This is a genomic window from Methylocystis iwaonis (genome assembly GCF_027925385.1).
Classification (GTDB): Bacteria; Pseudomonadota; Alphaproteobacteria; order Rhizobiales; family Beijerinckiaceae; genus Methylocystis; species Methylocystis iwaonis.
This window is the reverse complement of the sequence record NZ_AP027142.1, coordinates 1,424,611-1,446,619: the sequence shown is the minus strand read 5'-3', so window position 1 is coordinate 1,446,619 and position 22,009 is coordinate 1,424,611. Positions and strand designations below refer to the sequence as shown.

Annotated in this window: 19 protein-coding genes; 6 read left to right on the top strand and 13 right to left on the bottom strand. The window is 60.8% G+C overall.

Annotation, left to right across the window (positions count from 1 at the left end):
• Position 1: 1 nt before the first annotated feature.
• Complete coding sequence (locus QMG84_RS06920) at positions 2-1,252, bottom strand: MdtA/MuxA family multidrug efflux RND transporter periplasmic adaptor subunit (RefSeq protein WP_281931370.1); 1,251 nt, start codon at positions 1,250-1,252, stop codon at positions 2-4.
• A 121-nt stretch (positions 1,253-1,373) separates the two neighbouring features.
• Positions 1,374-2,444 (bottom strand): GTP cyclohydrolase II RibA, encoded by a 1,071-nt coding sequence (ribA, locus tag QMG84_RS06915; RefSeq protein ID WP_281931368.1) that lies wholly within the window; start codon positions 2,442-2,444, stop codon positions 1,374-1,376.
• A 202-nt stretch (positions 2,445-2,646) separates the two neighbouring features.
• Here ribA and QMG84_RS06910 point away from each other — a divergent pair, with 202 nt between their 5' ends.
• Positions 2,647-3,279 (top strand): RibD family protein, encoded by a 633-nt coding sequence (locus QMG84_RS06910; RefSeq protein WP_281931367.1) that lies wholly within the window; start codon positions 2,647-2,649, stop codon positions 3,277-3,279.
• Here the strand turns inward: QMG84_RS06910 and QMG84_RS06905 are convergent.
• Genes QMG84_RS06905 through QMG84_RS06890 form a run of 4 tightly spaced genes read right to left on the bottom strand, consistent with a single transcriptional unit; the run spans position 3,276 to position 6,569 of the window.
• Positions 3,276-4,079 carry a class I SAM-dependent methyltransferase gene (locus tag QMG84_RS06905; protein WP_281931366.1) on the bottom strand — a complete coding sequence of 268 codons (804 nt, stop codon included), beginning with the start codon at positions 4,077-4,079 and terminating at the stop codon, positions 3,276-3,278. The genes QMG84_RS06910 and QMG84_RS06905 overlap by 4 nt on opposite strands.
• Complete coding sequence (locus QMG84_RS06900) at positions 4,076-5,134, bottom strand: glycosyltransferase family 4 protein (protein ID WP_281931364.1); 1,059 nt, start codon at positions 5,132-5,134, stop codon at positions 4,076-4,078. Before QMG84_RS06900 ends, QMG84_RS06905 begins: the two co-directional genes overlap by 4 nt.
• Positions 5,131-5,535, bottom strand: a complete 405-nt coding sequence (locus QMG84_RS06895; RefSeq protein WP_202072522.1) for a 6-pyruvoyl trahydropterin synthase family protein — start codon at positions 5,533-5,535, stop codon at positions 5,131-5,133. The genes QMG84_RS06900 and QMG84_RS06895 overlap by 4 nt, the downstream gene beginning before the upstream one ends.
• A gap of 26 nt (positions 5,536-5,561) precedes the next feature.
• Complete coding sequence (locus tag QMG84_RS06890; RefSeq protein WP_434085977.1) at positions 5,562-6,569, bottom strand: zinc-dependent alcohol dehydrogenase; 1,008 nt, start codon at positions 6,567-6,569, stop codon at positions 5,562-5,564.
• An 89-nt stretch (positions 6,570-6,658) separates the two neighbouring features.
• On the opposite strand from QMG84_RS06890, the gene mdoH reads away from it, so the two are divergent.
• Positions 6,659-8,437, top strand: a complete 1,779-nt coding sequence (gene mdoH / locus QMG84_RS06885; RefSeq protein WP_281931361.1) for a glucans biosynthesis glucosyltransferase MdoH — start codon at positions 6,659-6,661, stop codon at positions 8,435-8,437.
• Positions 8,438-9,129: 692 nt separating this feature from the next.
• Positions 9,130-9,942, top strand: a complete 813-nt coding sequence (locus QMG84_RS06880; protein WP_202074029.1) for an IS5 family transposase — start codon at positions 9,130-9,132, stop codon at positions 9,940-9,942.
• Between the two features lie 304 nt (positions 9,943-10,246).
• Here QMG84_RS06880 and fae read toward each other — a convergent pair whose 3' ends face one another.
• Entirely contained in the window at positions 10,247-10,756 is a 510-nt protein-coding gene (gene fae / locus QMG84_RS06875; protein ID WP_202072520.1) for a formaldehyde-activating enzyme, read from the bottom strand.
• Positions 10,757-11,615: 859 nt separating this feature from the next.
• Between fae and QMG84_RS06870 the strand changes: the two genes are divergently transcribed.
• The 3 genes from QMG84_RS06870 to dusA all read left to right on the top strand — a co-directional run bounded on the left by QMG84_RS06870 (position 11,616) and on the right by dusA (position 15,633).
• Positions 11,616-13,943 carry a TonB-dependent receptor gene (locus QMG84_RS06870; RefSeq protein ID WP_281931359.1) on the top strand — a complete coding sequence of 776 codons (2,328 nt, stop codon included), beginning with the start codon at positions 11,616-11,618 and terminating at the stop codon, positions 13,941-13,943.
• 49 nt (positions 13,944-13,992) lie between these two features.
• Entirely contained in the window at positions 13,993-14,238 is a 246-nt protein-coding gene (locus tag QMG84_RS06865; protein ID WP_281931357.1) for a hypothetical protein, read from the top strand.
• Positions 14,239-14,667: 429 nt separating this feature from the next.
• Entirely contained in the window at positions 14,668-15,633 is a 966-nt protein-coding gene (gene dusA, locus QMG84_RS06860) for a tRNA dihydrouridine(20/20a) synthase DusA (protein ID WP_281931939.1), read from the top strand.
• 3 nt (positions 15,634-15,636) lie between these two features.
• Here dusA and cobS read toward each other — a convergent pair whose 3' ends face one another.
• Genes cobS through QMG84_RS06830 form a run of 6 tightly spaced genes read right to left on the bottom strand, consistent with a single transcriptional unit; the run spans position 15,637 to position 21,984 of the window.
• Positions 15,637-16,410, bottom strand: a complete 774-nt coding sequence (gene cobS / locus QMG84_RS06855; RefSeq protein WP_281931355.1) for an adenosylcobinamide-GDP ribazoletransferase — start codon at positions 16,408-16,410, stop codon at positions 15,637-15,639.
• A gap of 55 nt (positions 16,411-16,465) precedes the next feature.
• A complete protein-coding gene (locus QMG84_RS06850) occupies positions 16,466-17,443 on the bottom strand; it encodes a type II secretion system F family protein (RefSeq protein WP_202072516.1) in 978 nt (325 codons plus the stop codon).
• A 41-nt stretch (positions 17,444-17,484) separates the two neighbouring features.
• Positions 17,485-18,459 (bottom strand): type II secretion system F family protein, encoded by a 975-nt coding sequence (locus QMG84_RS06845; protein ID WP_281931351.1) that lies wholly within the window; start codon positions 18,457-18,459, stop codon positions 17,485-17,487.
• A gap of 18 nt (positions 18,460-18,477) precedes the next feature.
• Positions 18,478-19,920: a TadA family conjugal transfer-associated ATPase gene (locus QMG84_RS06840; protein WP_281931349.1), complete on the bottom strand. Its 1,443-nt coding sequence runs from the start codon at positions 19,918-19,920 to the stop codon at positions 18,478-18,480.
• 43 nt (positions 19,921-19,963) lie between these two features.
• Entirely contained in the window at positions 19,964-21,214 is a 1,251-nt protein-coding gene (locus QMG84_RS06835) for a CpaE/TadZ family protein (RefSeq protein WP_281931348.1), read from the bottom strand.
• A 2-nt stretch (positions 21,215-21,216) separates the two neighbouring features.
• Positions 21,217-21,984: a CpaD family pilus assembly protein gene (locus tag QMG84_RS06830; RefSeq protein WP_281931347.1), complete on the bottom strand. Its 768-nt coding sequence runs from the start codon at positions 21,982-21,984 to the stop codon at positions 21,217-21,219.
• Between the last annotated feature and the right edge of the window lie 25 nt (positions 21,985-22,009).

The following is a 22,009-nucleotide window of genomic DNA, read 5'->3' as shown; positions in this document are numbered from 1 at the left end:
CTCACGACGCGTCGTTCTTCGCCACAGGCCCGCGCCCTGGCCCAACTGGCGCCCGCTCCGCGCCCGGAAGGCTAATTGCCGCGCCTTCCCGAAGTCGGTCAGCGCCCTCGACGACGACTTTCTCGCCCGGGTTCAAGCCTTCCAGCACGACGACCTGCTCTCCACCCGAGGGCCCGAGCTTCACGGCGCGCGTCTGGACGGTGGCGTCGTCCTTGATTGCATAGACGAAGGGGCCCTTTGCGCCCTGCTGCACCGCTGCAGAAGGCGCGAGAGCCACATCATGCAAGGTCTCGACAAGGAGATCGGCGTTGACGAACTGGTTGGGAAACAATCTTTCGTCTTCATTGGGGAATTCGGCCCGAAGCTTCACCGTCCCCGAGGAGGCGTCAATCTGATTATCGACTGCAATAAGGTGGCCGCGCGCGAGTTCCGTCACGCGCTCGTGGTCGTAGGCGACGACGGTCAGCTTTTCGCCGGCGCGCGCCTTTTTCAATACTGCGGGAAGCCGGCTTTCCGGAAGCGTGAAGACGACCGTGATGGGCGAGAGCCGCGTGACGACAGCGACGCCGCTGGCGTCGCCCGGCTGGACATAATTGCCCTGATCGACTTGGCGCAACCCCACGCGGCCATCGATAGGGGACACGATCTTGCAGTAGGCAAGATTGAGTCGCGCCTGATCCACGAGCGCGCGGTCGATTGCGACCGTTCCCTTGTATTGGTTGATAAGGGCGCGCTGCGTATCAACCTGTTGCCCAGAAATGACGTCCTTCATCTTGCGGATGAGCGCCTCGTAGCGGGCAAGGTCGCGCTCGGCGTTCTGTAGCAGCGCCTGGTCCTTTTGCAACTGGCCTTCCGCCTGGGCCAGGGCGAGTTGGTACGGCCTGGGATCGACGCTCGCGAGCTCGTCGCCCGCCTTCACATATTGCGATTCTTTAAAATTGACCTCGACGAGATGGCCGGAAATGCGCGTCTTCACGACGGCTGTCGCCGATGGCGTCACCGTGCCGAGGCCACTCAGAACCACCGGGAAGCTACCTTGCGATATCTCCGCTGCGGCGACCCGTGTCGCTTGGCCTCGCCCCGGTCCTTTCCCGGCCGCAGAGGGCGCAGCTCCGTTCCGAAAAACAGCGGAGTAGCCATAGATAAACCCGACCCCCAGAAAAAGGGCGAGCGCGGCGCCAGCGAGGTATCGGCGCAAGGGCGGGCGAAGCAAGTCCTGGCGCGGCCGAGGCGCGGTGATGTCCGAACTCATGACTCTTTAAGACCTCGTCTGCCGCATTGGCCGGGATTGAAATTCAATCTACAAAGAGGGTAGATAAATAGCAATGGAGTACCGACGCGCGCCCAGTTGAAAAGCCGAAGCCGCCCGGGGCTTAATCGAGCAGATGCCCCGCCCGGTCTCGTTTTGTGGCGAGGTAGCGAATGTTGTGATTGTTTTTGCGGCCGACGATCCGATGGTCCGAAACGAGAACCAGCCCCGCCGCCTCCAGAGCGCTCAGCTTAGTGGGATTGTTGGTCATCACGCGGATCTGCGTCACGCCGAGAAGCTTCAGCATTTCTCCTGCGAAGCCGAAAGTGCGTCCGTCCTCCTCGAAACCCAGGATTTCGTCGGCGTCGAATGTGTCGAACCCACGCGATTGAAGGCTATAGGCGTGGATCTTGTTTGCCAGCCCGTTTCCGCGGCCCTCCTGGTCGAGGTAAAGCAGCACGCCGCCCCCATTTTCCGCCATATGGCGCGCGGCGCGGCGCAACTGGTCGCCGCAGTCGCATTTCAAGCTGCCGAAAAGATCGCCCGTAAGGCATGCCGAATGCAGCCTGACAGTGACCGGTTCTCTGATATTTGGCTGGCCGATGACGATCGCCACTTGATCCCGCAGGCCCTCGCCGCCACGAAAAACCACAAACTCTGAGTCCGGCGCGCCTTCCAACGGAACGGGCGCCCGGTTGACGATACGTAAACGCCCATTCCGTTCGCCTCGGAAAGCATTCACATTTGCTGCCCGCGCTGTCAGCAACCCCGGTGGCGTCTGGTCCTCGATTGGAACGATGAGCGCCGCCGGCAGGACATGGGCCAGACGGAGAAGCTGCAAGGCGCTTTCATAAAGAGACGGCGCGACCGCGACCGGCGCATCGAGACGGGCCTGGGCGTCGGCGGCCAGGGTCATGATCCGTTTGACGTCGATCGACGGCAGCGTAATGAACCCGGCGCTTTGACGGTCCGCCCCGAGGCGTCGCAGGCGCGTCGGCGTAAGCGCGAGGTGCGCGGCGCCGCTCGAAACTTGTTTAAAGGGCTCTATCTCTCCAGCGTCGAGCGCTTCGACGGAAAGGACAAGCGCGCAACGCGAGTCCTCGCTCAAGAGGACAGGCCTTCCGGCCCGAACCTCGGCGATCGCGCGCTCGACCTCGACGTTCGCAGTTGCTTCGCCTGAGAATTTTTCGATCATTTGTTGCCGCCAGCCGTTGCGATTTTATCGGGGTCATATACTATAAAAATGGTCGGATAAATAGGGTCAAGCTCAAGTCTCGGAGGGACGCTTGGAGCAGACGGGATCTGTCATTCGTTTCCCTGTCCCGTTCGAGTCGGGGCCCCAGGCCAGAGCCATTTTCGCGCCCTTCCGCGCGGCATCGCCGGAGCGTTCCTTCGTCGTGGCCCAACTCGGGCAATCGCTCGACGGCCGTATTGCGACCGTGAGCGGGGAATCCCGAGACATCAGCGGCGGGGCGGCGCTGGACCACCTGCATCGGATTCGCTCGCATGTCGACGCCGTTGTCGTGGGCGCGGGCACGATCCTCGCCGACGATCCGCAGCTCACCGTGCGACGCATTGCTGGAAAAAACCCCGCGCGTGTCGTGATCGATCCATGTGGGAGAATTGGCGCGCGGGGCAAATGGCTGGCCCGCGATGGATCGCAACGCATTCTTATTACCGCCTCCGCGGTTGCGAGGGGAGAAGGCGCCGAAATCGTCCGGATCGACGCGCATCAGGGCCTTATTCCCCCCGCCGCAATCATAGAGGCGCTCTTTGCGAGAGGCCTGCGTCGCATCCTCGTCGAAGGCGGCGCGCGGACGATTTCGAACTTCATCGATAGCGGCTGCGTCGATCGTCTGCATGTGCTGGTCGCGCCTGTCATCATCGGCTCGGGACGGACCGGGCTCGACCTCTCGCCCATCGAACGGCTTGATATGGCGCTACGGCCACGCGCTGAAGTTCATGTCCTCGGCGGCGGCGACGTACTTTTCGATTGCGATCTCACCGCATGCCGTAAGCGCTCGAACTAAGCAGGCATTCGTGCGAATAGGTCGATGTGGCCTATTTCGCAGGAAATCGCATGCCGGCGCGCGCACCGCCAATCCTCGACGATTTCGGCCGCCACACAGCCCGTCTCTTCGATTGCTCGCGCTGCTCCGTCAGCGAGCGCTGCAATGAGATCGGCGTCGTTATCTCCCAGTCGCCAGGGCGAATAGGCGGTCGAAACGCGATAGCCAAAAGATTTCAGTTGTCCTTCCAGCAATGCCGCCGCTCTTGGACCCGCGGCGGGGCCAAAGCCTTTGTCTCGCGCTTGATGGGCATGAAATGCGGCGTGCGCCGCTGCGTCGGTCGGATGTGCGCGCTTCCAAATTTCTTCGCCTGAATAGGTAAGCACGGCATAGAGCGGCAGCCGACGCCGCGCCAGTTCTGTGCAGAAACGCGCGATCCAGTCTTCCGAAACCAAGTCAAAAAATGCCGATGCCGTGACAAGATCGATCTCCCCTTCCAGCGCGGCGTGGGGCGCCGCCGCAAGATCGAGAAGCTGTAAGGCGACGTCGATTTCGGCTTCGCGCTGGCGGAATTGGGCGAGCGTCTCCTGCACCACGGCCAGCAAAAAAGGATCATTATCGATGAGCCGCCAGCTTTGGCGCGCAGCGATGAAAGGCGACAAGCCTCGTAAGTTCGAGCCGGAGCCGCTGGCAAGGTCGACGATCCGCACATGTTCGCGACCCGCGAGATGGGCCACGACAGCGTCGCGCAAAACCGGATCGCGAGCGCGATGGTCGGCAGATTCACGGAGGGACAGCCATTCTTTGGAAAAACCGCTCATATCGCAGGCGCTCCGACGCGTCTCGCGGCTTCGACGACGATCCGCGCGGCGTCCTCCCAGCGTGGTAATTGCTGGCCGGCGCGCCAGGCCTCGTCCGACAGGCGTAGGCGCAAACCGCGATCCGTCATCGCAAGCCGCAGGGCTGACCGTAGCGCCGGGATGTCGCCGGGTGGGACCTTCAGCGCCGCACCCTCCGGAACGGTCTCACCGGCGGCGCCCCCTTTGGTCATCACGATCGGTAAGCCTCGGGCCAGCGCCTCGGCGAGCGCCATTCCATAGCCCTCATAATGCGAAGATGAAACGAAAAGTTCGGCGCCATCATATAAGGAGGAAAGCGCGTTACTCGAGCGCTCTCCAGCGAACTCGACGCGCGGCGCCAGACCGAGCGACGCAACTCTCTCCCGGAGCGCGAGCGCCGTCGCCGGGGCATGCTCGTGACTCCCCACGATGTTCAGGCGCCAATCGAGATCATCGAGGCCCGCAAGCGCTTCGACGAGAATGTCGAAGCCTTTACGCGGAATGATCGACCCGACCGCGAGAAGCGCCAAAGGAGTTCCTGATCCCTGCGCCCGCGCGGCAGGATCGGTCCCTGGGAGCGCGACTGAAATTTTCGCTGGCGGCGCGCTGAAATCCTCCACGAGCGTTCCCGCCGTGTGCGGGCTTGTCACGAGGATATGCGCGACGAGGGCGAGATTGCGCGTTTCGTTTTCGCGCAAGGTCGCAGCGCGCGCGGGCGCCAATCCGGCTTCGAGACACAGTGGGTGATGGCAAAGCTCGATCAACGGCATGCGAATGCGCCGCAGGGCGCTTTCCGGCAATGCGCCACACGCCAGCCCATCCATGAGAACGACGTCGCCGGGCTCGACCGCCCGATCGAGGCTTTCGACCGCGTCGGCGACGTCCTGCGCGGATGGCTCTGGGAAGGAACCCGGCATCGCCAGATGAACGATATCGACGCCCAAAGCGGGAACCGCTTGCAGAATGCGTCGGTCATATTCATAGCCGCCCGTACGCGCGCCGAGATCGCCCGGGATGGCGAACAGGATACGCCTCACGAGGCCACGGGTCCTTCGAACCAGGCGCGGGCGACATGCGACTCATGCAGGGTCACTCGAATCTTCGTTATCCCCTCTCCTCCGGGGCCCAGCTCGCCCGAGCGCGCCGCCGCCGCCATGGCGTCGAAAATATGCCGTGACAGAAACTCCGTTGTTGTCTGCCGCCCATTGAAGATCTCCAGCGCGTCCAGATTCTGATAGTTGAGCGGGGCGAGCGTCGCCTTCAGCGCATCGTGCGCGCGGCCGATATCGACGACAACGGCGTCAGTAGTCAGCGTTTCCCGGAAAAAGGCGACGTCGACGACGAAAGTCGCGCCATGTAGCCGCTGCGCGGGGCCGAACAGTTCGCCACGGAAACTGTGAGCAATCATGATGTGGTCGCGAACTTCGACGGCGTACATTTGCATCTCCAAAGGTGGTTGAATTTTCAGTAGCGCACGACGGCGCCAAGACCCTTCGCGTCGGGCGCCAGGATTGACGGCAGCTCTTGGGGTAGATCCTCGAATGCGATTTCCCTGCTGAGGAGATCGTCGAAGCGGGGGTCGGCGAGCAGCTCCAGCGCCTTATCGAGCCGGCGCGCGTAAGACCAGCGCGGGCGACGTGAGGGCGAGACCTGACCGACTTGTGAAGAAAGGAGGCGCAGCCGGTTCGCGTGAAAGGCCGCGCCAAGCGGAATCGCAGGCGCGGCGGCGCCAAACCAGCTCACCTCCACGACCGCCGCCTCGAGCCCCGCGCTTTCGAGCGCGAGCGCCAAGCCTTGCGCGCTCGCACTCGTGTGAAAAACGACATCCGCCTGTATTTTCGAGTCGCGTAGCTGGCTCGGCGAGATAAACGTGGCGCCAAGGCGGCTCGCAATGCCTTCGCGCGACGGCTCGACATCCACAACGCTAACCTCCGCGCCTGGAAGCCGCGCGGCGACGGCCGAAATCAACAGGCCGAGAACGCCGGCGCCAATGACAATGATGCGATCGCCCGGCCCTGCGCCCGAGTCCCAGATGGCGTTCAGCGCCGTTTCCATGTTCGCAGCAAGCGTTGCGCGTCGCGCCGGCGTTGAAGCCGGCACGGATCGCAGCATTGCAGTCGGCGCGACGAAGCGGTCTTGGTGCGGATGCAGGCAGAACACGATCTTGCCGAGCCAATCCGCCGGGCCCTCTTCCACCTGGCCGACGGCGCAATAGCCGTATTTCACCGGAAAAGGGAAATTGCCTTCCTGCATCGGCGCACGCATGCGGTCATATTCGGAAGGCGGGACGCGGCCTTCGAAAACCAGACGCTCCGTGCCTCGGCTGATGCCGCTCCATAGCGTCGCGACGAGGGCCTCATCTGCGCGGGGGGCGCGTATCGGCGCGGCGCGAATCCGCGCGACCCGCGCTTCTTCAGCCCACAAGGCTCTCGCACTTTTCCGACTTTGTGAGTAGGGAATTCCCTCGACCATCGCGCACTCAATCGTTACTGTACAGCTAAATCTAGCCGATCCCTGCCAGTCTTGCCAGCACGTATCCGCTTCATCCAGTAGGAAATCGCATGGTTGTACAGGACACTCCCGCCAGGCTCCAAAGCCCCGTAGAACTCTTTCGGCGCCGTCTATTTGTCGCTGTGCTTAATTTGATCGTCTATGTGGGGCTTCTGCTCTGGCTTGGATGGATCCTGTCCCACGGCGGATGGGACGCCCCCAAACTGGCCATTCTGATAGCATTCGCAGTTGCGGCGCCGTGGACTGTTCTTGGCGCTTGCAACGCCGCGCTCGGTTATTGGCTCCTCCACCTGCGTCGTGACGGGTTAGAACAGGCTGCACCGTTTGTCGCGGCTTCACGGAATGGACAGCCTTTGAAGAATCGCGTCGCCGTACTGATGACGATCCGCAATGAGGACGCCAACAGAGCGATCGTGCGTTTGCGCGCTGTGAAGGCGAGCGTCGACCGCACGGGAAGCGGAGATCTGTTCGATTGGTTCATACTCAGCGATAGCTGTGAGCCGTCAATTATCTCGCGGGAAGAGGAAGCGTTTGCGGCATGGCGCGCCGATTCCGGCGTCGACGCCGATCGGTTGCATTATCGACGTCGCCTTCAAAACCTCGGTTACAAGGCGGGAAACATCCGCGATTTCTGCGAGCGCTTTGGCGCCGCCTTCGAGTTCATGATCCCCCTCGATGCTGACAGCCTCATGGATGGCGAGACAATCCTGCTGATGTTGCGAATCTGCGAGGCCTATCCTGCTATCGGCATTCTTCAAAGCCTCGTCGTCGGCGCGCCGTCACGCTCGGCTTTCGCGCGAATTTTCCAGTTCGGCATGCGTCACGGCATGCGAAGCTACACGATGGGCGCGAGCTGGTGGGGCGCCGATTGCGGGCCCTATTGGGGGCACAACGCTGTAGTGCGGGTCGCGCCCTTTACCCGTTACTGCGAGCTGCCGAAGCTGAATAACGGCGGCAATATTCTGTCCCACGATCAGATCGAGGCCGCCTTCATGCGCCGCGCAGGATTTGAAGTGCGCGTGCTGCCGATCGAAGGCGGCAGCTTCGAGGAAAACCCACCGACCCTTTCTGATTTCGTCGCGCGCGAATTGCGGTGGTGCAGAGGCAATATGCAATATGTCCGTCTCTGGGGACTGCGCGGCCTTCTGCCGGTGAGTCGTTTCCAGCTCTTTTGGGCGGTCAGCATGTTCATCGGAGCTCCCGCCTGGACAGCAATTATATCGCTTGCGCCAGTCGCAGCGGCCGGAGCAGCCGATGGATTCCCGAGCGGGTCTTTGAAAGCGTTTTACGCCTTGTTTCTGACGTTGCATTTTGCCCCGAAACTTGCCGGTTTCCTGGATGTCGCCATGACGCGCGGAAGCGGAGGTCTGAGGCGCTATGGCGGGGCGTTTCGATTCCTTCTGGCGGCCGTCGTCGAGACTTTCAGCTCCTTCGTCATCGGTGCTGTAACGTCATTGAATGTTAGCTTGCTCCTGATTGCCTTGCCTTTCGGGCATTCATACGACTGGAGCGGACAACGGCGAGACGCCTACGGTCTATCATTCAGCGATGCAACGCGGGCATTTTGGCCGCATACGCTGTTCGGCGTCGTATTATTTGCCGTTGGGGCGCATCTAGCGCCGACGCTCCTGCTTTGGTCTTTGCCAGTCACGCTTGGCTATGTGGCGGCTGTGCCTTTTGCGATGGTCACGGCCTCCACAAGCCTTGGCGCTTTCTTTGTCCGAACTGGATTGTTTTCGATCCCCGAAGAACTCGTCGATGATCCTGAGCCGGCTCTCGATCTGGATGGGGCTCCGGAACGGTCCGAAGCTTCAGTTCCTGCCGAATAAAAGGCTTTCTATTTCCTACTATTTTGGTATAGTTATGCTGATGAGGCCGCCGACGGGGATGCCGGGCATGAGACCAAACGATCGTTCAAGCCATTCCCGAGGCACTGTGATTTGGATGGCGGCCGCCCACCGACACTGCCCCGAGCCGCCATCTTTAACTCTGCAAATAATGGCGACGGCGGGATTTGCGGCTTCAGCAGTCCTTCTTGTCTATATGCTTACCGAAGCCATTGTCGCTTGGGTGGGCAATGATCGTGGCATCGCTTTGGCCTTTCTCGTGTCGCTTTGATCTTCGCAACCGCGATAGGCGGGCTCGGCCCTGCGAAGCTGCGCCAGACCCAGACGACAGCGTTTCGCGACGAAGGGGACGAAACCGTTTCTGTTTGGTATTTCGATCTTCGGTAGCGAGCGCGCTCGACGGCATGGCGCGGCGCACGTAGTCGAAAAACGTCGTCGAGGTACGGCCAATAGCTGCCAAGTGGTTCGACCGCAGGCTGGTCTCTTTTGAGCGTGCCGAAGCCACCGACGAGCTTGGTCATTTGGCTTTCCGGCGCCCTTCTCGCCATAGCAGCAAGGCATTTGGCTTCATAGATGGATTTGCCCAAGCAATGCCGTTGCGCTACCTAGCGGAAGGCCTGAGCCGTCTAGAGGGTGTTATGTACTTTGGTAGTTGATTATCTTAATGGAATCGGATGTCTCCGATTCGCAAACCGTATCCGTCTGATGTCAGCGACGAGGAATGGTCGCTGGTTGCGCCGTATCTGACGCTGATGGACGAGGGCGCTCCGCAACGTCAGCATTTGCTTCGTGAGCTATTCAACGGCCTGCGCTACGTTCTGCGTTACGGCATAGCATGGCGCGCCATGCCCAACGATCTGCCGCCCTGGTCCGCAGTGTATCAGCAATCGCAGCGCTGGCTGGCGGCGGGCGTGTTCGAAGAGCTTGCGCAGGACCTGCGCGCCTTGTTGCGCGTCGCCTCCGGTCGCGCCGAGGAGCCAACCGCGGCGATCATCGACAGCCGCACGCTGCGTTCGACGCCGGAAAGCGGTCCACGGGCCGGCTATGACGGCGCCAAGCGCAAGCGCGGCTCCAAGCTGCACATGGCGGTCGACACGCTGGGGCACTTGCTGGCGCTGCACGTTACGCCAGCGAATGTCGACGACCGCGCCGAGGTCGGCAAGCTCGCCGCCGCTGTGCAGGACGCCACAGGCGAGAACGTCGAGCTTATTTATGTCGATCAAGGTTATACCGGCGAGAAAGCCACGGAGGCGGCCAAAGCGCAGGGCGTCGAACTCTGCGTGGTCAAACTCTCCGAAGCGAAAAAAGGCTTCGTGCTGTTGCCCAAACGCTGGGTTGTCGAACGATCCTTCGCTTGGGCGACCCGATGCAGGCGGCTGGTCAAAGACTACGAACGCTACGCCGACACACTCGCTGGCCTCCACGTCGTCGCTTTTGCCTGCCTCATGCTCAAACGCGCAGCCGACTTCGTAATACAGAGTGCATAACACCCTCTAGCATGACGCTGATAGGGCGCGATCACTTCGAACATAGGCGACAGCCAGCCCAGGGCTCTCGGCGGCGACCGGGGCAGCGGCTAAGAATGATGATGCGGCGAAGAAGAGACGCCTAGGCGTAGACATGCGTCACCTCGCCTCTATCGCCGACTTTCCAATTCGTGATGGTTGAAATGATAAAGCGCGCGCGCCCCGCCGGGCGAGCAGCGCCGCGCGCGTCGTGGCATTATTGTCTCGGATGTTGGGCGACTGCCAGCTTGGAGAACACCAGCAGTCGCCCGCCGCCGCGGGGTGGTCAGTTCGCGGCGAAAGGATGCTTTACCTCGTTGCGGCTGGCGACGACGTCGGACGCTTTGGGTTCGCCTGCCACGGCGCGCGCGATGGCCTCTTTCGTAGCCTGATAGTTGTAGTCTTGAATCTTCTTGTCGTCGTTGGCTTCCCAATGGATAAAAACGCCGACCGAAATGAAGAGATCGTCGGCCTCCTCGATCGGAATGACGCCCTCGGCGACAGAGTCCGCGACAGCTTTTGCGACGCCATGCTGGGCGGGACCAAAGAGCTGGACAGCTTGCTTTGCGCCCTTGATCGTCACCTTGTTGAAGAGGATGGTATTCGGTTTCGCCAGAAGATTCGGCGCGATAACCGCGAGCAGGGTCGTGAAGCCATCCTTATTGTTGACAAGCGCATTGGCGAAAGCCAGTTCCGCCGCCGAGCCGCGCGGCCCGATGATCAGATCGATATGCGCGACTTCATTGCCTTCGCCCACCAGCGACTCGCCGACCAGAAGCTTTGTGATCTTCGCCATGTGTCTTTCCTATTCGTCGGGATCTCCGCGGGTTTAGGAAGAGCCCGCACAGGCATACTACTCCATATATCCTACCGAACAAGTGGATTATTAGCCGGATCGATCCGGAGGCGTTGCTGCAGCACAGAGCATTCCGCCCGTGAGGATAAGCGATGGCCCTTGGCGCATTTCAGAATCTGGCGCTCGGGGTTCGTAACCGTCATGCCACGTTGATTGAAAGCGGTCGCGTTATCCCCTTCCAAAAGATGTCGCACGCGCCGCGCTTTCTTTGAGCTCATTGAGTGCGCGTCGGCATCCGAGAATGGCGGCGCGCGCTTTCTTTGAAGCTCATTGAGTGGCTGGCGCGAAGAACCGATGGCGCCTGGTAAGGCATAACCATACCATACAAATAGCTTAATAACAGAATCAGACAGCCGCTTGAGCTGGTCAGGCTGTTCGGCGCGAATCTACCCGAAGGCCGCCATGACTAACAACACAACGTACCAAATCGTTTTACAATCATATAGATGAATTGCACCGACACCGTCAGCCGCCACTCGGCTCATCCCCACCACCCGTGGCTGAACGCCAACCTCTTCAAATTCGATTGACCTATAAACTCTACCTATTTTATATATTTATATGGACGATGCTGAACCCGCGCTCGATGCGCATCCGGGTGTTAACGAGAGGGTCCGACATGGTGGGGCAAGTTTCTATTAGATCGCGCCTGTTCTCTGGAGCGTCTCTGGCGTCAATCCTGGTCAGCTTGTCGATAAGCATCCCGCGTAATGAAGCGCTTGCTCAATCCCCAAAATCGACGCCATCCCAACACTCAGGCGCTCAAAATCCGAGCGAGGCGCCGAATGAAACATTGCATGTGAATGATATCCAGGTGAGCGGCCCCAATGGCGCCGGTGAAAAACTACAGGAGAAAGTGCTGACGCGAACCCCGCGCTCCGGCAGCGTCGTCACGGGGACGACGATCGAAGAGCAGCAGGTCGACAATGTGACCGACCTCTCGAGGCGGGTGCCAAATTATCGTCCGAACATCGCGCAGCCCCGCCAGTCGCGTATGGCGATCAGAGGCGTCGGCGTCGCGGCAGGGTCAGCAGGAACCGGCTCGCCGTCCGACACCGGGTATATTGTCGATAACGTCTATTGGAGCTTCGCTGGCTTCCAATGGGGCGACCTCGTGGATCTGAGCTCGGTCGAACTTCTTCTCGGTCCGACCGGCACTGCCGGCGGCAAAAACACGAACGTCGGTTCTATAATATTTCATACTCAGCCGCCCTCATTCGAGCCGAAGACCACGGTGCGGACGACTTACGGGAACTACAATCACTTCAAGCAGACATTCAACTCTACGGGCACGCTCATTGAAGATCAGCTCGCCTATCGCGCCTCTGTTTATCTCGATCGTGGCGACGGCTGGATCAAGGACGCGAAAACCGGATCGACCTATCTCGACACGAATCGTCTCGGACTGCACTTTCAGCTTCTCGGCGTCGGCGACGGATGGAGCGACCGTGTCAGTTTCATCTACAATGCGTCGAATGAGCACAATGATTATCTCACCGGAACGATCGGCGATACGAGCCTGATATATGCCAATGGCGCACGACTCACGCCGACATTCTTTCAGCAGGTATGGTCGAAACTCAAAAAGCCCATCTGGACCATCGACCCGAATACGCCGTACATCGCCCGAAACGGTCGCGACCCCACGCATGTGCTGATGCTCTCGAACGAGCTGAACTACCAGTTCGGCGACAATATGCTGACCTCGATCTCTGCGATCGGCTACGGTTCGTTCCGCAACAACGGGTTCTCCGATAACCAATTGCTGCAGCTCGGGTTCGGCTCCGGCGGCATGGACACTTATGTGTTGCAGAGTTCGCAAGAGCTGCGGCTGTCGTCGCCCAAGGAACAGGATTTCGAATGGACGACTGGCCTTTACGGTTATTATGAGATCGCGCAGGATCGCATGCACCACGAAACCTTCGGCGTCGACTCGGCGGCTTGGCTCGGGAGGCCGGCGGCGTTGCCCGGTCTCACCACTTGGTGGCTCAACAATGCCGGGGATTTCCAAATCGCGGCATATGGACAAGGAACCTGGCACATCGACGAGCAGGCGTCGATCACGTTCGGCCTGCGCGACAGTTACGATATCCGTTATGGCTCGAATAAATTTCGCCCGAATTATTTCTATGGCGTGCCCTACAGCGTCCTTCAGCAGGACGCCGCTCTCGTCTCGGCGTCGGGTGGATATGGTTGGTCCGACACAGGCGGCGCAACGAACCATCACAATGGCGTCATCGGAATTATCAATCCGCAGTATCAGCTCAACGAGAACATTTTGCTTTACGGCCTGCTTGGGCGCGGGGACAAGCAGCCGGCTGTAAACACGCAGAACACGCCAATTTACATCGGCGGCGTTGCGCAGGGCTTCAAACCCCCGTTCAATAAGCCCGAAACCTCATGGGACTATGAGATCGGGGCAAAAACGAACTGGTTCGATGGCTCGCTGATATCTAACGTCAACTTGTATTGGAACGACCTCTATGACTTCCAGATCAGCCAGCAGAAAACCTATGCTGACAGCAATGGCGTCACATCGAATGTGACCTATCTTGGCAATGCGCCGCATGTGCGCCTTCGAGGCATCGAGTTCGTGCAGCGCTGGGTTCCCTTCGAGGGCCTCGCTCTAAACCTCTCGGGGGCATATACGGAAGCGCGCTACGTCAACTACAAGGACGCGCCCGCGCCGCCGGATTGGAGCTACAAAGGGGGGCCTTCGACGATGTCCCTCAGCAATACGCGCATCACCGGCTTGCCCTGGTGGCAAATCAATGGCGGGTTCAACTACGAGCGCCCGCTTGGCGGCGCTTTCGCGAGTTCGACCGATTGGAAAGGCAAGCCGCTGAACGGATTTATTTATGCAAACGCGGCCTGGTTCAGCAAGGCGCAATATACGAACCCGCTTTCCTTGATCCAATATTGGCAGAGCGCCTATGTGATGTTCGACGCCGGCCTTGGCGTGCGCACGGATGATCGCAAATACAGTTTGACCCTATGGGGCAAGAACCTTTTCAACAATCGTCCCTGGACGACGTGGGCTCAAGGAAGCTCTACGGCCCCGACAACAGTGGGCATCTCGACTCAGGGACCGCGAACTTTCGGCGTCACCTCGTCGATTACGTTTTAAGCCGGACCTGCCGCGGCTCCGACGCGCCATCTTTTGAGGAGAAAACGCAGTGAAAATACGAATGCTCATCTTCTCGCTCGCTAGTCTGCCTGCTATGTCGGGCTGCAATTCCACCAGCTCGGCCAACCCCGCCAATTCGCTGGATCCCGCCGTCTACACCAAGCTCGGCGGCGTTCACGCTCATCACACGCCGGAACAACATGCGGCGTTCCTCAAGCGCGTCGGGCAATTGCCTACCGACGAAGACGCGACTAACGGCCCCGGTCTGAGCGGTGGCGGGGGACACCACCATTAAAGATCCATTTTCGGCTTCTCAGATGAGCAGCTCGTGGCCGCTCCACCACGGATGACCTCGGGCAAAATGTGAATTTTGCGGTCAAAATTTATGGCGCCCGGCCTTTCAAGCTCGCGCTCGCGCTTTTCGAGCCACGCTGATGCGGCCTGATTGCGATCGAAGGTCTTTGTCTCAGGATGCACATGGCCGTCGCGTCGCATCGAGATTTGGGCCATATAGCCAGTCGAGCCGTCCTTGCGCCTTCGCGGAATGATGGTTCCCATTTACAGCATGAGCACCAAAGTTACAGCAATGCTGTAGCCTGGGGCTCAAAATGATGCAGAATCGGAATAAAACCGGAACAAATTGGATGATTTCCGAGAGAGACAAGTGACTGAAGCAAAACAAAAAAAAATTAAAAACAGCGACATCCGCTTCTCTGTCGCGCCGATGATGGATTGGACGGATCGCCATTGCCGCTTCTTCCATCGGCTGCTGACGCGCCGCGCGCGCCTTTACACCGAAATGCTGACGACCGGCGCCGTCATCCACGGCGATCGCGCGCGTCTCATGCGTTTCGACCCCTTCGAGCAGCCGGTCGCCTTTCAGCTCGGCGGCTCCGATCCGGCGGAGCTGGCGCGCGCGGCGAAGATTGTCGAAGACTTCGGCTACTGCGAGGTCAATCTCAACGTCGGGTGCCCATCCGATCGCGTGCAGAACGGAGCCTTCGGCGCCTGCCTCATGCTGCGCCCTGCCCTCGTCGCCGATTGCGTGAAGGCGATGAAAGACGTCATCGCCGCGCCAGTGACCGTGAAATGCCGCATTGGCGTCGACGACCAGGAACCAGAGCCCGCGCTCTTCGCGATGGCGCGACACTGCATCGAGGCAGGCGTCGACGCGCTTGTCGTCCATGCGCGCAAAGCCTGGCTCAAGGGGCTCTCACCCAAAGAGAACCGCGACGTTCCGCCGCTCGATTACGCCCTCGTGCACAAGCTCAAGCGCGCATTCCCCCAGACGCCCATGGCGATCAATGGCGGATTGACCACGCTTCCCCAGATGCACGCGCAGCTCGAGAGAATGGATGGCGTGATGATCGGCCGCGCCGCTTATCACGACCCTGGCCTCCTCCTGCGAGTCGATCCCGAGTTCTTCCAGGAGGACGCGCCCTATCCGGATATGTTCGCGGCCGTCGACGCCTATATCCCCTACATCGAGCGCGAGCTCGGCAAAGGAGAAAAGCTGTCGAATATGACCCGCCACATGCTCGGTCTTTTCACCGGTCTTCCCGGCGCCCGCGCCTTCCGCCGACGCCTGGCGCTGGAAGCCGTGCGGCCGGGAGCCGGCGTCGAAGTTCTGACCGGCGCGATTTCTGAAGTCCGAAGCGCCATGGCGCGACTGCGCGACGCCGCGGCCTGATTTTCAAGCCGCCGAAACAGCGATGAGCAGCGCGATTTCTGCAACCTGTTGCGATGCGCCCAGCACGTCGCCCGTATAGCCGCCAATCTGCCGCCGGGCCAGATTCGACACGCCGAGCGCCCCCGCCATCGCGGCCGTTTGCGCGACGACCGTCTGCGCCAAAGAGGCGCCGCAAAGCCATGGCGCAAGCGCGATCACGCCCCCGATGATAAGCGCCAGACGCATGGCCGAGGGCGACGGCGTCGGAGCCGATGCGCCGGCGCCGTCGCCGCGTGCGGGCAGAAGCATCATCATCGGAATGAGCCCCACGGCCCGCGAGAGCGCCGACGCCGAGACGATGGCGAGAGCCGCCAGCAGAACGCTTCTCTCGAACGTCGCCGCCACCGCCGCGACGCGCAGCAACGCCGTGAGGCAGAGCGCGAGCGCGCCATAGGCGCCGAGGCGACTGTCGCGCATGATGGCGAGTTTCTGTTCACGCGTTGCGCCGCCGCCGAAACCATCGGCGAGATCCGCGAGACCGTCCTCATGCAACCCGCCCGTCGCCAGAGTCAGCGCGCCCACTGCACAGGCCGCAACGACGAAGCTCGGCAGATGCAAAAAGCCCCCGATCAAGACGACGCCGGCGCCGATCGCGCCGATGACGCCGCCCGCCAGAGGCGCCGCCCAGCTCACACGCGCGAAATCAGGCATCGCATGGCCGTCGTCTCCCGGCGGAACCGGAAGACGGGAATAGAACCGCAGACAAGCGCGAATATCGCGGGCAAAGGTCGAGACCATGAGGGCTTCATGGACGAGGCGCCGCGCTTTGTCGAGCGCCTCACGTTGTCGAACGTCAACCGGTGGTCTGCATCACCTGAATGGCGGCGGGCGCCAGAACGACAACCATCAGCACCGGCAGAAAGAAGATGATCATCGGCACGGTCAGCTTGGGCGGCAAGGCTGCGGCTTTCTTCTCGGCCTCCATCAGGCGATTGTCGCGGCTTTCCTGCGCCGTGATGCGCAGCGCCTGACCGAGCGGCGTGCCATATTTCTCGGCTTGGATCAGAACGGTCGAGATCTGCTTCACGCCGTCGAGGCCCGTGCGCGCCGCAAGATTGATATAGGCGGTGCGCCGGTCGGGAAGATAAGAAAGCTCGGCCGTCGCCAGCGCGAACTCCTCGGCGAGCGGAAGCGACTGAACGCCGATCTCCTGGCCGACCTTGCGAAATGCATGCTCGATCGACATGCCCGATTCGACGCAGATCAGCATCAAATCGAGGGCGTCCGGAAAGGCCCTTTGCATCGACTGCTGACGGTTGGCGATCGTATTGCTGATGAACACTTCGGGCGCCTTGATGCCGAGATAGGTCGCGGCGATCACGGCGCCGGCCTTGAACAGCATGCCCGTCTCAGGGTCGCTGAAAACAACAACCCAGAGAAGCGCAGCAAGGAAAAATCCGATCGGCGTCACCAATCGGAAGAACAGAAAAGCAATTTCCGCCTGCGGCCCACGGAAGCCCGCCGACGCGAGCTTCATTTTCGCGTCCTCCGTGTTCAGCCACGTCGACAACGAAAATTTCTCGACGATATTCTTCATATAGGTCTTCGACTCGTGGCGAAGCCCCTTGACCTGCTGCTGGCTTTTTGCGAGCGCGCGTTCACGCTGACGAATTCTCTCGCGCTCGCTGGAGACGCTTTTCATTCGCTTGGCGAGGGAGTCGTCGCTCAACAGCGGCATAGCCAGCGTTATGATCGTCGCGATCACGGCAATCGCGGTCAATGCGCTGACGACGAAATGCGTGTTTGTGATCTTCTCTACTAGCTCGTCCATTTCGCCGGCCTCGCCAACCCCGCCTTTACCGCTCAGTATTTCTATATGTCGAAGTTGATCATCTTACGCATGATGAACACGCCGATCGCCATCCACAAAAGGCATCCGGCGATAATGATCTTGCCGAGCGTCGAGGTGAACAGGATCATCATGTAGGAGGGGGTGGTGAAAAACACTGCGCCGCCGACGAGGAAAGGCAGACTGCCGATGATGCCGGCGGACGCCTTTGCTTCGGAGGACATCGCCTGCACCTTTCCCTTCATCTTTTTGCGGTCACGAAGAACCGCCGAAAGATTGGACAAAGCTTCGGAAAGATTGCCGCCGGATTTCTGCTGAATGTTGATCACGATGGAAAAGAACGAAACCTCGGGCACCGGCACGCGCTCGGCGAAGCGCTCGGACGCTTCGCCGATCGAAAGGCCGATCGCCTGCGATTCGACGATACGTTTGAATTCGCCGCGCACAGGCTCCTGCCCTTCCGCAGCGATCACGCGAAAGCAATCTCCGACCGGCAAGCCAGCCTTGACGCCGCGGATGATCACTTCGATGGCGCCCGGAAATTCGTCGATGAACTTTGCGATACGACGCTTGCGTAAGAAAGACAAAATCCAGTTCGGCAATCCGAACATGCCGACAGCAGCGGCGCCTAACGCCACCAGCATGTCGCCGTTGACGACGAAGACGAGAAATCCAATAAACAGCCCGAACCCCACCGAGGCCCCGAGAAAGGCCTCCTTGGACCAGGTCAATCCGGCTTGAGCGATGCTCTGCTCGAGCGTGACCCGCTGCTTTTTGTTCTTTTCCTCGACTTCCTTCAGGCTGTCCGCGATGGCTTTGCGACGCTTCGCCGGATCGCCGCCTCTCGCATTGCTCGACCGTTCGGCGGGACCAGTCATCAGCGCCGCTTGGCGCTTCTGGGCTTTGATGTCGCCCGAGAGATAGGGATAGACGAAGACGTACATCAGCGCCGCAACAGCGAGCACGATCAACGCCACGACAATAATCTGCCGATCCATACCCTGGCCCTCGACCTCTTATTTTTCCAGATCGCCCACATCCGCGGCGTCGAGCGCTGCAGCGAGACGCTCGTCTTCGCCATAGTAGCGCGCACGCTCCCAGAATCTTGGACGGCCGATGCCGGTCGAACGGTGCCGGCCGACGATCTTCCCATTCGCATCCTCGCCGAGGATCTCGTAAACAAAGAGATCCTGCATGGTCACGACATCGCCTTCGAGTCCGAGAACTTCACTAATGTGCGTGATCCGGCGAGAGCCGTCGCGCAGGCGGGCGGCCTGAATGATTACGTCGATCGACGACACGATCATGTCGCGGATGGTTTTCCCCGGCAGCGCGAAACCGCCCATGGTGATCATCGACTCGAGGCGGCCGAGCGCTTCGCGCGGCGAGTTGGCGTGGAGCGTCCCCATCGAGCCGTCGTGGCCGGTGTTCATCGCCTGCAACAGATCGAAAGCCTCCGGTCCGCGCACCTCGCCCACGATGATGCGTTCCGGACGCATACGCAGGCAGTTCTTGACCAAATCGCGCATCGTCACCGCGCCCTGCCCCTCGAGGTTCGGCGGTCGCGTTTCAAGACGCACGACGTGCGGTTGTTGGAGTTGCAGCTCCGCCGCGTCCTCACAGGTAATGACCCGCTCGTCGACGTCGATGTAATTGGTAAGGCAGTTCAGCAGAGTCGTTTTACCCGAGCCGGTGCCGCCAGAGATGAGCACGTTGCAGCGAACGCGGCCGATAATCTTGAGCACCTCGCCGCCCTCTGGCGAAATCGCGCCAAAGCGCATTAGCTGGTCGAGGGTCAGCTTGTCCTTCTTGAACTTACGAATGGTGAGCGCCGGACCGTCGATCGCAAGCGGCGGCGCAATCACATTGACGCGCGAGCCGTCGAGCAGACGCGCATCACAGATCGGCGACGCCTCGTCGACGCGACGGCCGACCTGGGACACGATACGCTGACAGATGTTCATCAGTTGCGCATTGTCCCGGAAGCGAATGTTCGTAAGCTGAATCTTGCCGCCGACTTCGATATAGGTCTTGAACGCGCCATTGACCATGATGTCCGCAATATCGTCGCGCGCGAGCAAAGGCTCGAGCGGGCCATATCCGAGAACGTCGTTACAGATATCGTCGAGCAGCTCCTCCTGCTCGGCGATCGACATCACGACATTTTTGATGGCGACGATTTCGTTGACGATGTCGCGAATTTCTTCGCGGGCGTTTTCGGGGTCGAGCTTCGAGAGCTGCGCGAGGTCGATCGCCTCGATCAGCGCGCCGAAGATGACGCTCTTCGTCAGATAATATTCTTCGGACTTCTTTTGCTCGGGCGCTGGCGCCGGCGCCGGGACCGCTGGCTCGTAACTCGGCGCCACAGGCAAAGGCAGTTGCGGCTTGACCATGGTCGCTGCAGCCGGTCCCCGGGGCCGCTGCGCCATATCGCCGACACTCGTACGCTTTCCGAACATTGCCGATTATCCCTGGCCGATGCGGTAGATGCTGCGACGGTCTTCAGCTCGCCTTCTTACGCACGAAATGATCGAGGAGCGGCGAAAGCAGAGTCTTCTTGGCGCGCCGCACCACGACGCGCCCCATCAATTGCCGCGCGATGTCGTCGAGCGCTTCGACGATCTTGGAGCCCGCCTCCACCTCCGCGAGCATCTGACCGTTATTCGCCGCGGTCCCGAACAGCTTCGGCTCGAATGGCACGACTCCGACAGGCTCCACCTCGATCGCCTTCGCAAATTCTGGAAGGGCGATTTCCGGGCGGCGCGGCACGCCGACCATGTTGAGCACGAGCCGAGGCGCCGGATCATTGACGCGCTGGGCGCGAAGCGCATCCATCAGCGTCTTCGCGTTTCGCAAATTGGCGAGATCAGGCGAAGCGACCAAAACCACCTCGTCGGCCGCGACCAGGACGCGCTTCGTCCAGGCCGTCCATTGATGGGGGACATCCAAAATGGAGCACGGCGTCGTGGAGCGTAGAATGTCGAGCGTTGCGTCGAAAGCCTGCTCCTGAAGATCGTAAAGCCGCTCCACCGTCGCCGGCGCGGCAAGAATGCTGAGGGTGTCGCTGCATTTCGACAGAAGGCGATCGACGAAAGCCGTGTCCAATCGCTCGGGCGAGAAGACTGCGTCCGCGACGCCCTGCGGCGGGTCCTGGTTGAAATCGAGACCCGCTGTGCCGAACGGCAGATCGAGATCGACGATCACCGTCTGGCACTCGAGCTGGCGCGAGATCGACCAGGCAAGGTTGTGGCAGATCGTCGAAGCGCCGACGCCGCCCTTGGCGCCGACCACCGCGATCAATTTGCCGATCACCTCGGCGTGCGGACCATTATAAAGGTGAGACACCTGCCCGATGAAAGTGAGAACGTCGAGCGGCGCGACGACATAATCGCTGACGCCGCGCGCCGTCAACTCGCGATAGAGCGCGATGTCGTTTTCATGGCCGATGACCATCACCTTGGTCCCCGAGTCGCAAAACTCGGCCAGACTATCGAGCTGCTCCATCAGCACCGTCCGATCCGCATAGGTCTCGAGGACGATGAGATTAGGCGTCGGCGCGGTACGATAGGCTTCGACGGCCGCGGCAATCCCGCCCATGTGAACCTTCACATGCGCCTTGCTCATGCGCCGGTCTGTTGCCGCGTTTTCGATCACCTGCGCGACGTCCTGAGACTCGCAGAAGCCCTGCACCGAAATCCGTGGAACCGGCGCGATCTGAACCGCAGCATCGCGTTCGCCGTGCTTGTCGGACATGATCAGCTTCCCCCGACCTGGCTGATGTCGCTCGCCTTGAGCCGCCACATCGTGCTCGGTTCTTCGCCGCGACGCATTTTGTTGATATTGCGCATGCGCAGCTCGATGTCGGACGGCGTTTCGCCGCGCGGATTCGCAAGGTCACGCGGATCGGCGACCTGCGCGGACAGCGTCGCCTGCGAGGCGCAGCCAAAATTCCAATAGGTCTGATTCTCCCAGCCATCGACGGACGAGCCGGAGGCAAGGTCCCTCGGCCATTCGCCGCAGCGACCAGCCACTTTCGCCTTCAAGGATTGGAAAGACAGACGAATGGGCGCGGCGAGCTTGGGATCGGTTACCGGATACGTTCCGCCGATGATGTTTCCGCCAATTCCGGCATAGGCAAGCGCACGGCGCACGGCATTCGCCTCCGCGGCGCTCGCCGCAGCAGCCGGGCTTCCAACCGGGGTCAACATGGTGATCTGGCCGTGGCCAAATTCCCTGTAACGCGCCACAAACTCGTTGATGCGTCCCTGCGTGTCGTTGTCGATGCGCCCGCGAAAAGACGACGGGAACACATCGAGCACCTGCGGCGCGTCGCTCAGCACGACCGGGTGGCGATCATGATAGTCGTGAGGCGTCGCGGGCGGCGGCAGAGTTCTCTGGACGCCGCATGCTCCGAGCGGCGCCAGGAGAGCTGCGGCCAAAACTCTGGCGAGACGTCGCGTTCGGGGCCTGGTTTTCTTTGCGAAGACGCCGAGCGGCTCCGCTATCTGCATTTGCGTGGGCATATTTCTCATCCTTCGCGGCCGTCGC

Coding starts and splice junctions, on each gene's coding strand:
- mdoH (WP_281931361.1), top strand. CDS start 6,659: ATGGTTGTACAGGACACTCCCGCCAGGCTCCAAAGCCCCGTAGAACTC.
- fae (WP_202072520.1), bottom strand. CDS start 10,756: ATGGCGAAGATCACAAAGCTTCTGGTCGGCGAGTCGCTGGTGGGCGAA.
- QMG84_RS06895 (WP_202072522.1), bottom strand. CDS start 5,535: ATGTACGCCGTCGAAGTTCGCGACCACATCATGATTGCTCACAGTTTC.
- QMG84_RS06835 (WP_281931348.1), bottom strand. CDS start 21,214: ATGTCCGACAAGCACGGCGAACGCGATGCTGCGGTTCAGATCGCGCCG.
- QMG84_RS06830 (WP_281931347.1), bottom strand. CDS start 21,984: ATGCCCACGCAAATGCAGATAGCGGAGCCGCTCGGCGTCTTCGCAAAG.
- QMG84_RS06920 (WP_281931370.1), bottom strand. CDS start 1,252: ATGAGTTCGGACATCACCGCGCCTCGGCCGCGCCAGGACTTGCTTCGC.
- QMG84_RS06850 (WP_202072516.1), bottom strand. CDS start 17,443: ATGGACGAGCTAGTAGAGAAGATCACAAACACGCATTTCGTCGTCAGC.
- ribA (WP_281931368.1), bottom strand. CDS start 2,444: ATGATCGAAAAATTCTCAGGCGAAGCAACTGCGAACGTCGAGGTCGAG.
- QMG84_RS06890 (WP_434085977.1), bottom strand. CDS start 6,569: ATGGTCGAGGGAATTCCCTACTCACAAAGTCGGAAAAGTGCGAGAGCC.
- QMG84_RS06845 (WP_281931351.1), bottom strand. CDS start 18,459: ATGGATCGGCAGATTATTGTCGTGGCGTTGATCGTGCTCGCTGTTGCG.
- dusA (WP_281931939.1), top strand. CDS start 14,668: ATGATGGATTGGACGGATCGCCATTGCCGCTTCTTCCATCGGCTGCTG.
- QMG84_RS06880 (WP_202074029.1), top strand. CDS start 9,130: ATGTCTCCGATTCGCAAACCGTATCCGTCTGATGTCAGCGACGAGGAA.
- QMG84_RS06905 (WP_281931366.1), bottom strand. CDS start 4,079: ATGAGCGGTTTTTCCAAAGAATGGCTGTCCCTCCGTGAATCTGCCGAC.
- QMG84_RS06840 (WP_281931349.1), bottom strand. CDS start 19,920: ATGTTCGGAAAGCGTACGAGTGTCGGCGATATGGCGCAGCGGCCCCGG.
- cobS (WP_281931355.1), bottom strand. CDS start 16,410: ATGGTCTCGACCTTTGCCCGCGATATTCGCGCTTGTCTGCGGTTCTAT.